Source organism: Microbacterium sp. (assembly GCF_047607225.1).
Taxonomy (GTDB): domain Bacteria; phylum Actinomycetota; class Actinomycetes; order Actinomycetales; family Microbacteriaceae; genus Microbacterium.
Genome location: NZ_JASGDO010000002.1, coordinates 57,640 through 69,532 on the forward strand (window position 1 = coordinate 57,640; position 11,893 = coordinate 69,532).

Below are 11,893 nucleotides of genomic sequence, written 5' to 3' on the forward strand. Positions count from 1 at the left end.
GGCATTCTGTGTCTGTGATCCCAGACAGTCCGGCGGGGACGCCGCAGGTGCCCGCGGCAGACCAGACGCTGCGCATCCTCAGCCATCTCGCCCGCCAGCGGGGGCCCGTAGCGGCGCGCACGATCGCCGACGCGCTCGCGATCCCACGCTCCACCGTCTACCACTTGCTGTCGGAGATGGCGCGGCACGGATTCGTCGTCCACCTCGCGAACGATCGCCGCTGGGGATTGGGCACGGCCGCCTTCGAGCTGGCCGGCGGGTACGCCCGGCAGGAACCGCTGGCGCGGCTCGGCAGACCGCTCCTCGCGGCACTCTCCGATCGGACCGGCGAGAGCACCCACCTCGCCGTCATGACCGGGCGCGATGTGCTCTACATCGTCGAAGAGCGCGCGCACCGGCGCCCGGCGCTCATCACCGATGTGGGTGTGCGCCTTCCGGCACCCCTCACCGCGACCGGACGCGCGATGTTGGCCCTCCTCCCCCGCGCGCAGGTGCGTGCCCTCTTCCCGGACGCACGGGCCTTTGCGGATCGCACCGGTCGGGGGCCCACACGGCCGCGAGAGCTCGCCGAGGTGCTGCGGGAGACCCGCGTGCGCGGCTACGCCGAGGAGGATGGGGAGGTGACGCTGGGATTCCGCTCGATCGGCGTGGCCGTTCGCGACCACGCCGGGTGGCCCGCGGCAGCGGTCGCGATCACCTGGCCGGAAGACGTCGCCGGTGATCGTGACGCGCTCGTGGAGGCGGCCCGGGCGGCCGCCACTGAGCTCTCGCGTCGCATCGGCGGCCGCGGGGGTTCGGGCCCGTCGGCGCCCTGACGCAGGACTTCCGGCCTCCTACCCCCGAGCGTCCGAGCCACCGCGGGTCGGGCCCCCACAGACCTGCCCGAGCGTCCGCTCAGCGCACGACGAGCTTCGGCTCCACGAGCACGTGCGCGGTTCCCGGAGTCACCTCGCGCACCGCGATGGCCCCGGCAGCGTCGACGAGTAGATCGAGCACTCCGGTCGCGACGCGTTCGGGCAGCTGCTCGACACTCGACAGGCCCAGCGCCTCGGCGGCGGGTGTGTTGTCGAAGCCGATGATCGGCAGCCGAGGACACCCGGCCGCAACGGCGGCCAGATGTGCGCCGATCGCGAGAGAATCGCTGGCGCACACGAGGGCGTCCAGATCGTGACGAGCCAGCGCGTCGCCCACGGTGTCGCGCGCGAGCGCCACGCTTTCTTCGCTCACGAGGCGAAGGGCCTCGCGCGAGGCGGGATCGGCGATCGTGTCGCGCCAGCCCCGCTCCCGATCGTCGCCGGTCCCCGAGCCGGGCGGCCACCCGAGGAAGGCCACGCGAGGGCCGGCCGACGCCATCGCGTGCCGCGTGGCCGCGGCCGTTCCCGCCGCGCCGTCGACGTCGACCCAGGGATGGGCGGGGTCAGCGACGTCGTCGAGTCCCCACGGCCGGCCGAACGAGACGAACGGGATCCCGCGCTCCACCAGCCACCCCGTGCGGGGGTCGCCGTGGAAGGTGCCGGTGATGACGACACCATCGATCTCCCCGCCGTCGCGGAGGTCGGTCATCCGCCGGATCTCCTCCTCGGGCGAGCGCGCGGCGTAGAGCATGACGCGCAGGCCGCGTTCCCCCGCGCGCTCGGTGAGGGCGTGGACGAACCGGTCGAGGACGACGCCCGAGATCCCGCCGGCGTACGGGTCGAGATGGATGCCGATCGTGGAGCTGCGACGCGTGCGGAGGCGGCGCGCCGAGGCGTGCGGCGCGTAACCGAGACGATCGATCGCGTCCTGCACTCGCTGCCGCGTCGTCTCGCGGACGATCGACGGGGTGTTCAGGACGTTGCTGACCGTTTGGCGGGACACGCCGGCTGAGCGCGCGACGTCGTCGATCGTGGCCGACCTCTGCGGACCCATCCGCTCACCTGCCCTTGACACTCACGCCGCGTTCGCCTTATCTTTTCAACCATCCCATAATTTGAACGATCAAATCTCGAGATTGCAGAGATTCTTGATCGTTCAAGAACCACACCCACGGGATGACCGGCAATCGAAGGAGATGCGATGAAGCGACACACAGCACGGACGCTGTTCGCGGCAGGGGGGCTGGCGGTCGTCACGACCCTCGCCCTGACCGGCTGCGGCCAGGGGTTCACGGACACCACGCCGAGCCAGAGCGGGAGCGCCGCACCCGGCGGGCTCACCTCGTCGGACGACGGGCTGACGATCCTGATCGGATCGAGCGGCGACGCCGAGACGAAGGCGGTCAAGGACGCGGTCGCGGCCTGGTCGGCCGAATCGGGCACGAAGGCGGAGGTCGTCGTGGCCACCGACCTCGCCCAGCAGCTGTCGCAGGGCTTCGCGGCGGGCTCGCCGCCGGACCTCTTCTACCTCTCCACCGACCAGCTGGCCGGCTACGCCGACAACGGGTCGCTCCAGGCCTACGGCGACATGCTGGCGAACAAGAGCGACTTCTACGAGTCGCTCGTGAGCAACTTCACCTACGACGGCACCTTCTACTGCGCACCGAAGGACTTCTCCACGCTGCAGCTCATCATCAACGAGGGCCTGTGGGAGGACGCGGGGCTGACCGACGCCGACATCCCCACCACGTGGGATCAGCTGGCCACCGTCGCGAAGAAGCTCACCACCGACAACACCACCGGCCTGGTCTTCGGCGGCGAGTACGCCCGCGTGGGCGCCTTCATGGCGCAGGCGGGCGGCCGACTCGTGTCCGAGGACGGCACGAAGGCCGAGGCCAACAGCGACGCCAACGTCGAGGCGCTCACCTACGTGCAGCAGCACCTCAAGGACGGCACGTTCGCCTACGCGGCCGATGTCGGAGCCGGCTGGGGTGGTGAGGCGTTCGGGAAGGAGCTGGGCGCCATGACCATCGAGGGCAACTGGATCACCGGTGCGCTCGGGGACTTCCCCGATGTGAAGGCCAAGGTCGTGGAGCTTCCCGCCGGCCCCGCCGGCAAGGGCACTCTGCAGTTCACGAACTGCTGGGGCATGGCCGCCGACAGCCCCAACCAGCAGGGTGCGCTCAAGCTCGTGGAGTACCTGACCAGCGCCGAGCAGCAGCTCGCCTTCTCGAAGGCGTTCGGGCCGATGCCGTCGGTGCAGTCGGCTGCCGAGCAGTGGAAGACGGACAACCCCGACCTCGTCGCGTTCCTCGACGGATCGGCGTACGCGCAGGGCGTGCCCACCAACAAGGGTGCCGCCGACGTCGTGACCGACTTCAACGCGCAGCTGGGATCGCTCGCGACGGGCGACCCGAAGGCGATCCTCGACTCGGTGCAGTCGAACCTCGAGGCCATCGTCGGCTGACGACCATGACCGCGACCGTCACCCCGGCCGCGACACCCTCCCGCCCGGCCTCCTCGCGCCCGTCCCGCTCCCGCGGGACGCGGCGCGGGGAGGCCCGAGCGGGCTGGCTGTTCGTCTCGCCGGTGATCCTCATCCTGGGCCTGTTCCTCTTCGTGCCCGTGCTCATGGCGCTCTGGGTCAGCTTCTCGGACTGGTCCGGGCGCGGGAGCCCCTTCTCCTCCGGCGTCAACTTCGTCGGGGCGGACAACTACGCCGCGATCACGACCGGTGGGCTCGCGACGCGTGACTTCGGCACGGCGCTGCGCAACAACGCGTGGTACGTGCTGCTGGTCGTCCCCCTGCAGACCGCGCTGTCGCTCTTCCTCGCGGTGCTCGTGAGCCGGCGCATGCTGCGCGCACGCGGCTTCTTCCGCACCGCCTTCTACTTCCCCTCGGTGACGAGCTCGGTGGCGATCACGGTGCTGTGGTTGTTCCTGTTCTCCTTCACCGGGCCGGTCAACGCGATCATCGCGTGGTTCGGCGGCGAAGGACCCAACTGGTTCCGCGATCCGCGCGGCCTCGTCCACGTCGTCCTCAGCGCGTTCGGGATCACCTCGGGCCCCGACGCCCTCACCCAGAACACCGCATTGGGTCTGTCGTGGTGGGACTGGCTCGCCGGGCCCTCCGTCGCGATGTTCGCCCTCATCCTCATGGCCGTGTTCACTACGAGCGGCACCTTCATGCTCCTGTTCATCGCCGCCCTCCAGAACGTCGGCTACGAACTGACCGAGGCCTCGATGATGGACGGCGCGAACGCGTGGCAGCGGTTCTGGCGGATCACCCTGCCGCAGCTCCGGCCGACCCTGTTCACCGTCATCACCCTCGGACTCATCGGCTGCTGGCAGGTGTTCGACCAGATCTACACCGGCACGCAGGGCGACCCCGCCAAGACCACGATGACCCCTGCCTACCTCTCGTACACGGCCGCCTTCGGCAGCCAGGACTGGGGTATCGGCGCCGCCATCGCGTTCATCCTGTTCGTGATCATCATCGTGTTCACGATCTTCCAGCGCTGGGTGCTGCGCGACCGGCCCGTCTCGCGGCGCCGGATCCGCGCCTACCAGTCCCGGGCGACCAGAGAGGGGATGTCGTCGTGACCGCCACCACCGTCACCGCGCCCACGCGACGCAGGCGCCGCCTCACCCTGCGGAGCACCAGCGGACAGATCGCCCTGTACGCGCTCATCGTGCTGCTCGCGGTCGTCTACATCTATCCGTTCCTCGTCCAGGTCGCCACCTCGTTCAAGTCGGAGGCCGAGGCGGCGTCCGACCCGATCTCCCTCCTGCCGCAGACGTTCACGACCGCGGCCTACGAGCGGCTCTTCCTCAACAGCGACTTCCCGCTGTGGTTCGCCAACTCCGCGATCGTGACGATCGCCGTCACGCTCGGCCGCGTGTTCTTCGTCTCGCTGGCCGGCTACGCGCTGGCTCGCCTGCAGTTCCGCGGGCGGAGTGTGGTGTTCGGCATGGTCGTGGCCGTCATGGCCGTGCCCACGGTGGTGCTCCTGATCCCGAAGTTCCTCGTGCTGAACCAGCTCGGCCTGTACGACTCGTATGCCGGCATGATCCTGCCGCTCCTCGTGGACGCAGCGGGCGTGTTCATCATGAAGGGCTTCTTCGAGTCGATCCCCGTGTCGGTGGAGGAACAGGCCCGCATCGACGGCGCGGGAACCTTCCGCGTGTTCTGGTCTGTCGTCCTGCCGATGGCCCGGCCCGCCCTCATCACGATCGTGATCCTGTCGTTCCAGGGGTCGTGGAACGAGCTCAGCCACTTCATCGTGTCGACGCAGTCGCCGGGACTGACGACCCTCACCAAGGGCGTCGCCTCGCTGTCGTCCGGGGCGCTCAGCCAGGGAACGCAATATCCGCTGCGCCTCGCAGCCGCAGCGCTCATGACCATCCCGGTCGCGGTGCTGTTCTTCATCTTCCAGAAACGCATCATGAACACCAGCGAAGGAGCAGTGAAGGGATGACGGACGGATTGCAGCCGTTGCTGTCGGATCGGGTGGTGGCGCTCTCGGCCCCCACCCAGGCGTGGTCGGGATCGGACGGTGACCTGGGCGCGGCCACGATCGACGGCTTCTACCACGGCGACACGCGATTCGTCCGGACGCTCCGTTTGGAGTACGCGGGCGCGGATACGGCGTTCGCCGCACCGGAGTGGATCCGTCACACCTCCCCGGCGGCCAGCGAGGTGCGTTTCGACGCCGTCCTGCGGGGGGTCGACGACCGATTTCCCGATCCCAAGGTGCGCCTGGAGCGCGTCCGTCGCGTGACCGACGGCCGTGTCACCGAGACCCTCACCGTCCGATCGCATCTCGCCGAGCCTGTCTCACTCCGGGTGCGCAGCACGTGGGAGCCCGACTTCACGGCCCTCCAGCAGGTCAAGGCCGGCGCGGCGGAGCGGTCGTCGTGGGGAGCGGAGTCGGTCTCCGACGGTCTGCGTGTGTCGTCGGGTGCAGCCGCCCTCGACGTGCGCACCGACGGGGCCGAGGTCGTGGTCGGCGCCGACATCGCACTGACCTGGGCACGAGAGGTGGAACCGTTCGGTTCGGCGACCGTGGAGTGGAGCGTGACGATGGACGATCCGTCGCTCGTCGTCCGCGGTGTCGCCGCACCGGCTCCGTGGTCGGCGCCGGAGGTCGCCCCGACCGCCGACCCGCGCCTCTCGCGCTGGCTCGATCGCGCCCTGGGAGACCTCGATGCTCTCCGACTGGCGCTCCCCGACCACCCCGACGACGTCTTCTTCGCCGCGGGGGCGCCGTGGTTCTTCACGCTGTTCGGCCGTGACTCGCTCTGGGCGGCGCGACTGCTCCTGCCGCTCGATGTCACGACGGCGGCCTCCACCTTGCGCGTGCTTGCGCGGTTGCAAGGCTCGAAGAACGATCCCGAGACGGCCGAGCAGCCGGGCAAGATCATGCACGAGCTCCGCTCCGGTGAGCTCGCCATGCCCGGCGAGGGAATCGTGCTCCCGCCGCTCTACTACGGCACCGTCGACGCGACGGCCCTGTGGGTGTGCCTCCTCGTCGAAGCCGCCGAGGCGGGAATGCCCGAGGCGGAGGTGCGCACGCTCCTCCCCCACCTGGAAGCGGCGCTGGAGTGGATCACGACCAGCGTCGGTGCACACGGGTTCCTCGATTACGTCGACGAGACCGGGCACGGGCTGTCCAACCAAGGCTGGAAGGACTCGGGCGACTCGATCCAGTGGCGAAACGGCTCGCTCGCGGAGGGCCCGATCGCGCTGAGCGAGGTGCAGGGCTACGCCTACGAGGCCGCTCAGGGGGCGGCAAGCCTGCTCGACCGCTTCGACCGACCGGGTTCCTCGGAGCTGCGAGAGTGGGCGGCGCAGCTCAAGGGACGCTTCGCGGAGCGCTTCTGGGTCACCACGGCCGAGGGCCGGTACCCGGCGATCGCGCTCGACCGCCATGGAGCCCCCGTCGACACACTGACGACGAACGCCGGTCACCTGCTCGGCACCGGGATCCTCGACCCGGAGGACGAGGCCGCAGTCTCAGCTCTCCTGTGCGGGCCGACCGTGTCTTCGGGCTTCGGGCTGCGGACGCTCTCCACTCAGGCGGCGGGATACTGGCCGCTCAGCTACCACGGTGGGAGCGTCTGGACGCACGACACCGCGATCGTCGCGCGCGGGATGGCCCGCGCGGGCCTGACCGACGACGCTCGGAGCGTCGTGGCCGGTCTCCTCGCGGCGGCTGAGGCCTTCGACTATCGCGTGCCGGAGCTGCACGCCGGCGACGATGCGCGCGAGGTGCAGGCTCCGGCTCCCTACCCGGCCGCGTGCCGGCCACAAGCATGGTCAGCCGCCGCAGCCGTCACGGCGTGGGAGATCGCAGGACGCTGAGACGCGGCGTCGTCAGTCCACTTTGCTGACGACGCCGCCGGTCACGCGCACGAGCTCGTCGAAGGTCAACGGGAACACCGTGTGCGGGGTGCCTCCGGCGGCCCAGATCTCGGAGTACTCGGCGAGCGCCTCGTCGACGACGGTCGTCAGCGCCGTCGGGTGGCCCGTCGGGGCGACACCCCCGATCGCTTGCCCCGTCGCCTCCCGCACCTGATCGACGCTCGCTCGCTCGATACGGCTGCGACCGAGGCGTTCCGCGAGGGCCTTCGTGTCGACCCGGTGCGCGCCACTGGTCATCACCAGGAGTGGCTCCCCGTCGGACCAGAAGACGAGGCTGTTCGCGATCGCGCCCACCTCTACACCGAGCGCCTCGGCGGCGAGCGCGGCGGTGGATGCGGCGCCGGGCAGCACGACGATCTCGCCGGCGAGCCCTGCCGCGATCAGGGCCTCCTGGACGAGACGGCTGCGGGCGGGAAGCGGCGACGACGTCATGGGGTCTCTCCTCGGCGAAGGCCATCGGGCGCGGATCTGATCGGGTACGGATCTGATCGGGTTGGGGACAGCCTAGGGTGCTCCCGGAGGCGCAGCGCAGAGCGAACACGACCCCTGCACGTCTGCGAGCCCCTATTCTCAGACGCAGACGACAGCGAAGACCTGCGAAGGACGGCGCACACGCATGACCATTTCGTCGACCACCACCAGCGGCACTCCCGCAGAACGCCCCGCCCCGCAGAGCGCGGGGCGTCGACCGCGTGCAGAAGCGGGCCGTCGCACGCCGCCGCGGAAACGCACCTCGATCGCCGCCACGATCCGCGCCATGGGGCAGGCACGCGTCGGGGCCCTCCTGCTGCTGGTCGCCACAGTGGTCGCGATCGTCTGGGCGAACGCGTCGGGAAGCTACGCGACCTTCTGGGAGACCCACCTCAGCATAGGACTCGGCGACCTCCACCTGGAGTTCACGCTCCATGCGCTCGTGAACGACGCGCTGATGGCGATCTTCTTCTTCACGGTGGGGCTCGAAGTGCGCAGGGAGTTCGCGATCGGCGAGCTCACCAGCTGGTCCCGGGCCATGGTGCCCGTCATCGCCGCGATCGCCGGGCTCGCCCTCCCGGCTCTCCTGTTCGTGCTGATCGCCGCACCGTCGGGGCACGCCGCCGCGTGGGGTGTCGTGATCTCGACCGACACCGCCTTCCTCGTCGGCGCCCTCGCCCTCATCGGACCGCGCGTGCCGGGGCGGCTGCGCATCTTCCTCCTGGCCCTCGCCGTCGTCGACGACATCGGGGCCCTCAGCATCATCGCGCTCGTCTACACCGACTCCTTCGAACCGATGTGGCTCGCCGTGGCCGCCGTGGGGCTCGCCGGCGTCTTCGCGACACGGTACCTGCGTAGCGGCCGGGGCCCGGTCTACGCGACCCTCGCGATCATCGTGTGGCTGGCGTTCCTCGCCTCCGGCGTGCACCCGACGCTGGCCGGCGTCGCCATCGCGCTTCTCGTGCCCGTCTACCGCCCGAACCGCCGCGACGTGGAGCACGCGCTGGAGCTGGCCCGCACCTTCCGCCAGTCGCCGAACACGCAGTACGCTCGCGCCGCCGCGAACAGCCTGCGCGAGTCGATCTCCATCAACGAACGACTGCAGTCCGCCTACGCGCCGTACGTCGCGTACGTCATCCTGCCGCTGTTCGCCCTCGCCAACGCGGGCGTCGTCATCACGGGAGACATCCTCGCCGGCGCGCTTCGCTCCCCGCTGACGTGGGGCATCGTCGCCGGACTCGTCGTCGGCAAGTTCCTCGGCATCTTCGGATCCACGGCGCTCCTGCGCGTCTTCCGGCTGGGTGAGTTCGGCCCCGGCCTCACCCTCGACCGGATCGCGGGCGGCGCAGCCCTCAGCGGCATCGGCTTCACGATCTCGCTCTTCATCATCGATCTCGCGATCTCCGATCCTTCCGCGCAGAACGAGGCGCGCGTGGGCGTGCTCGCGGCCTCCGTGATCGCGTTCCTGCTCGCCACCGTGGTGTTCCGGATCTCCGATGCGGTCCGCGGCGACATCGACACGGGCCAGACCCTCGTCCGCCCCGTGGACCCCCGCCGCGACCACATCTGGGGTGCTCCCGACGCGCCCTTCACGATCGTGGAGTACGGCGACTTCCAGTGCGAGTTCTGCTTGAAGGCCTCCGGCTCGATCCAGGAAGTGCACGCCGAGCTTCGCGATCAGTTGCGGTACGTGTGGCGCCACGCTCCGTTGACCACCCAGCACCCCAACGCCCTCGCCGACGCCGAGGCCGCAGAGGCAGCGGCCTTGCAGGGGAAGTTCTTCGAGTTCGAGCGCGGACTGTTCGCCGACCAGGAGAACCAGCTCCCCTCCGACATCGTGCGACTCGCACGCCGCCTCGAACTCGACGTCGAACGCTTCGAGCGCGATCTGGAATCGGCGGAGGTCACCGCCCGCGTCCGCGACGACATGCTCGACGCCGAGGCCATGGGAGTCACTTCCGTCCCCACGTTCTTCCTCAACGGGCGGCGCCACGTCGGCCCGTACGACGCCCAGTCCCTTATCCGTGCCCTGCAGGAGACCTCGGCAGCGGGCGCGGCGAGCACGACGCAGGCCGCCGGCGCGTAAGGTCGGCCGGTCACACACCTGGACACCCGGAGGTCCCCATGACAGACGCCCCCATCGATCCCACGCTCTCGCCGACCCTCACCGACGCGCAGTGGGCTCGGCTGACCGCGGCGGGCACCCCTCACGAGGTGGCCGAGGGCGAGTACGTCTTCCGCTCCGGCGAGCGCGATTACGACCTCATCGTCATCGAGGAGGGCGAGATCGAGATCGTCCGCGATGCCCTCCGCTGGGTGACGGAAGCGGTCATCACGCGGATGGGCCCCCGCACCTTCGCCGGAGAGCTGGGGCTGCTCAACGGGCAGGGCGCCTTCCTCTCCGCGCGGGCGACCGGCCCCGGCCGGGTGCGGCGGATCAGCCGGACGGAGCTGCGCCGGCTCATGAACGAGGACGACGAGCTCAGCGACGTGATCCTCCACGCGCTGTGGGCTCGGCGCGAGTCGCTGCGCAACGGACCAGCGGCCATGACGCTCAAGTTCGTCGGTTACAGCTCCTCCAGCGACTTCCTCGCCCTGCGCCGATTCGCCGAACGTGTGGACCTGGTGCATGCCGCCGTCGCCCTCACTCCCGGCGACGACTACTTGATGGGCCACGATTTCTCCGAGGCCGACCTGCCGCTCGCGTTCATCCAGGGCGAGCCCGTGCCGCACGCGACTCCGGGCGTTGTCGCCGAGCGCCTCGGGCTGAGCTATCAGTCGACGGCCGACGAGGTGGTCGACCTCGTCGTGGTCGGCGGAGGGCCCGCCGGGCTCGCGGCCGCCATCTATGGCGCGTCCGAGGGCCTCGATACGGTGCTCCTGGATGCGGTGGCTCCTGGCGGGCAGGCGGCGGCCACCTCGCGGATCGAGAACTTCCTCGGCTTCCCGTTCGGTGTCAGCGGCGGCGACTTGATCGGGCAGGCGACTCTGCAGGCCCTCAAGTTCGGTGTGCGCGTGTACGCCCCCTGCGAGGCGGTCGACCTCGGCGCCGTCGACGACGCCCTGGAGGTGACACTCGCCGATGGACGCGTCGTCCGCACACGCTCCGTCGTGGTGACCTCCGGTGCCGCCTACCGACGCCTGTCGATCGACCGATGGAGCGACTTCGAGCGCGCGGGCATCTACTACGCGGCGACGCCCCTGGAGGTGCGCCAGGTGACCGGAGCGCCGGCCGTGGTCGTCGGTGGCGCCAACTCCGCGGGACAAGCGGCCCTGTACCTGGCCGCGCACGGCTCGCCCGTGCATCTCGTCGTCCGCGGCACCGACCTGGGCGCTCGGATGTCGTCGTATCTGGTCGACCGCCTCGTCGAAGAGCCGCGGATCCAGATCCACCGGGAGTCGCACGTCGTCGCCCTCGACGGCGACACGTCGCTCCAGTCCGTGACGATCGACACGGCAGGGCGGCTCGACGCACGCGGCCTGTTCTGCTTCATCGGGGCTGATCCCGCGACGTCGTGGGTGCCAGGACTCGACCGCGACCACGACGGCTTCATCCGCACCGGAACGGACGTGGCCGTGCAGTCTCTGCAGCGGTGGCAGCACCTCGGCCGGGAACCGCTGCCGTTCGAGACATCTACTCCACGCGTCTTCGCCGCGGGCGACGTGCGTCGCGGCTCGATGAAGCGGGTCGCCGCGGCCGTCGGCGAAGGATCCAGCGCCGTCGCCTCGGTACACCGGGCCCTGGCCGGATGACCCACCACCGGGGTCGTTCCACGATGGAGAGGACAGCACGATGACCGACGCAGAGATCGACACCACCGTTCCCCCCTCGGGCAACGGGTGCGTCGAATGCGACGAAGCCGGAGGGTGGTGGGTGCACTTGCGCCGCTGCGCGACGTGCGGCCACGTGGGCTGCTGCGACAGTTCCCTCGCCAAGCACGCGACGGCGCATTTCCACGCGACCGGCCACCGCTACATCCAGAGCTTCGAGCCCGGCGAGGACTGGTTCTGGGACTATGTCGCCGAGGAACTGGTCGACGGCCCTCCTCTCGCGCCGCCCAGGAGCCACCCCGACGCCCAGCCCGCGCCGGGCCCGCGGGGCCGCGTGCCCCTCGACTGGCGCGCCCGCCTCGACCAGGCCTGA

10 protein-coding genes are annotated in these 11,893 nt (G+C 70.3%); 8 read left to right on the top strand and 2 right to left on the bottom strand.

Going from position 1 to position 11,893, the window contains the following annotated elements:
• The first annotated feature begins 8 nt into the window (after positions 1-8).
• A complete protein-coding gene (locus QM591_RS00510; protein WP_415128490.1) occupies positions 9-815 on the top strand; it encodes an IclR family transcriptional regulator in 807 nt (268 codons plus the stop codon).
• Between the two features lie 79 nt (positions 816-894).
• Here QM591_RS00510 and QM591_RS00515 read toward each other — a convergent pair whose 3' ends face one another.
• A complete protein-coding gene (locus QM591_RS00515) occupies positions 895-1,908 on the bottom strand; it encodes a LacI family DNA-binding transcriptional regulator (protein ID WP_415128492.1) in 1,014 nt (337 codons plus the stop codon).
• Between the two features lie 147 nt (positions 1,909-2,055).
• On the opposite strand from QM591_RS00515, the gene QM591_RS00520 reads away from it, so the two are divergent.
• The 4 genes from QM591_RS00520 to QM591_RS00535 are packed head-to-tail and all read left to right on the top strand — an operon-like array spanning position 2,056 to position 7,218.
• Positions 2,056-3,321: a sugar ABC transporter substrate-binding protein gene (locus tag QM591_RS00520; RefSeq protein ID WP_415128494.1), complete on the top strand. Its 1,266-nt coding sequence runs from the start codon at positions 2,056-2,058 to the stop codon at positions 3,319-3,321.
• Between the two features lie 5 nt (positions 3,322-3,326).
• Positions 3,327-4,457: a carbohydrate ABC transporter permease gene (locus QM591_RS00525; protein WP_415128496.1), complete on the top strand. Its 1,131-nt coding sequence runs from the start codon at positions 3,327-3,329 to the stop codon at positions 4,455-4,457.
• On the top strand, positions 4,454-5,332 hold the full coding sequence (locus tag QM591_RS00530) for a carbohydrate ABC transporter permease (RefSeq protein WP_415128498.1): 879 nt from the start codon (positions 4,454-4,456) through the stop codon (positions 5,330-5,332). Before QM591_RS00525 ends, QM591_RS00530 begins: the two co-directional genes overlap by 4 nt.
• Positions 5,329-7,218, top strand: coding sequence for a glycogen debranching N-terminal domain-containing protein (locus tag QM591_RS00535; protein WP_415128500.1), 1,890 nt, complete (start codon positions 5,329-5,331; stop codon positions 7,216-7,218). Before QM591_RS00530 ends, QM591_RS00535 begins: the two co-directional genes overlap by 4 nt.
• A gap of 12 nt (positions 7,219-7,230) precedes the next feature.
• Here the strand turns inward: QM591_RS00535 and QM591_RS00540 are convergent, their stop codons facing one another.
• The gene (locus QM591_RS00540; protein WP_415128502.1) at positions 7,231-7,710 is read right to left on the bottom strand and encodes a YbaK/EbsC family protein; all 480 of its coding nucleotides are present in this window, start codon (positions 7,708-7,710) and stop codon (positions 7,231-7,233) included.
• A gap of 184 nt (positions 7,711-7,894) precedes the next feature.
• Here QM591_RS00540 and nhaA point away from each other — a divergent pair, with 184 nt between their 5' ends.
• The 3 genes from nhaA to QM591_RS00555 are packed head-to-tail and all read left to right on the top strand — an operon-like array spanning position 7,895 to position 11,893.
• Positions 7,895-9,835 carry a Na+/H+ antiporter NhaA gene (gene nhaA / locus QM591_RS00545; RefSeq protein WP_415128504.1) on the top strand — a complete coding sequence of 647 codons (1,941 nt, stop codon included), beginning with the start codon at positions 7,895-7,897 and terminating at the stop codon, positions 9,833-9,835.
• A gap of 38 nt (positions 9,836-9,873) precedes the next feature.
• Complete coding sequence (locus QM591_RS00550; RefSeq protein WP_415128506.1) at positions 9,874-11,502, top strand: FAD-dependent oxidoreductase; 1,629 nt, start codon at positions 9,874-9,876, stop codon at positions 11,500-11,502.
• 40 nt (positions 11,503-11,542) lie between these two features.
• Positions 11,543-11,893 carry a UBP-type zinc finger domain-containing protein gene (locus QM591_RS00555; protein ID WP_415128508.1) on the top strand — a complete coding sequence of 117 codons (351 nt, stop codon included), beginning with the start codon at positions 11,543-11,545 and terminating at the stop codon, positions 11,891-11,893.

What these genes read in the sequence shown, in the direction of transcription:
- QM591_RS00535 (WP_415128500.1), top strand. Translation starts at nt 5,329, where the DNA reads ATGACGGACGGATTGCAGCCGTTGCTGTCGGATCGGGTGGTGGCGCTC.
- QM591_RS00550 (WP_415128506.1), top strand. Translation starts at nt 9,874, where the DNA reads ATGACAGACGCCCCCATCGATCCCACGCTCTCGCCGACCCTCACCGAC.
- QM591_RS00540 (WP_415128502.1), bottom strand. Translation starts at nt 7,710, where the DNA reads ATGACGTCGTCGCCGCTTCCCGCCCGCAGCCGTCTCGTCCAGGAGGCC.
- QM591_RS00555 (WP_415128508.1), top strand. Translation starts at nt 11,543, where the DNA reads ATGACCGACGCAGAGATCGACACCACCGTTCCCCCCTCGGGCAACGGG.
- QM591_RS00520 (WP_415128494.1), top strand. Translation starts at nt 2,056, where the DNA reads ATGAAGCGACACACAGCACGGACGCTGTTCGCGGCAGGGGGGCTGGCG.
- QM591_RS00515 (WP_415128492.1), bottom strand. Translation starts at nt 1,908, where the DNA reads ATGGGTCCGCAGAGGTCGGCCACGATCGACGACGTCGCGCGCTCAGCC.
- QM591_RS00525 (WP_415128496.1), top strand. Translation starts at nt 3,327, where the DNA reads ATGACCGCGACCGTCACCCCGGCCGCGACACCCTCCCGCCCGGCCTCC.
- nhaA (WP_415128504.1), top strand. Translation starts at nt 7,895, where the DNA reads ATGACCATTTCGTCGACCACCACCAGCGGCACTCCCGCAGAACGCCCC.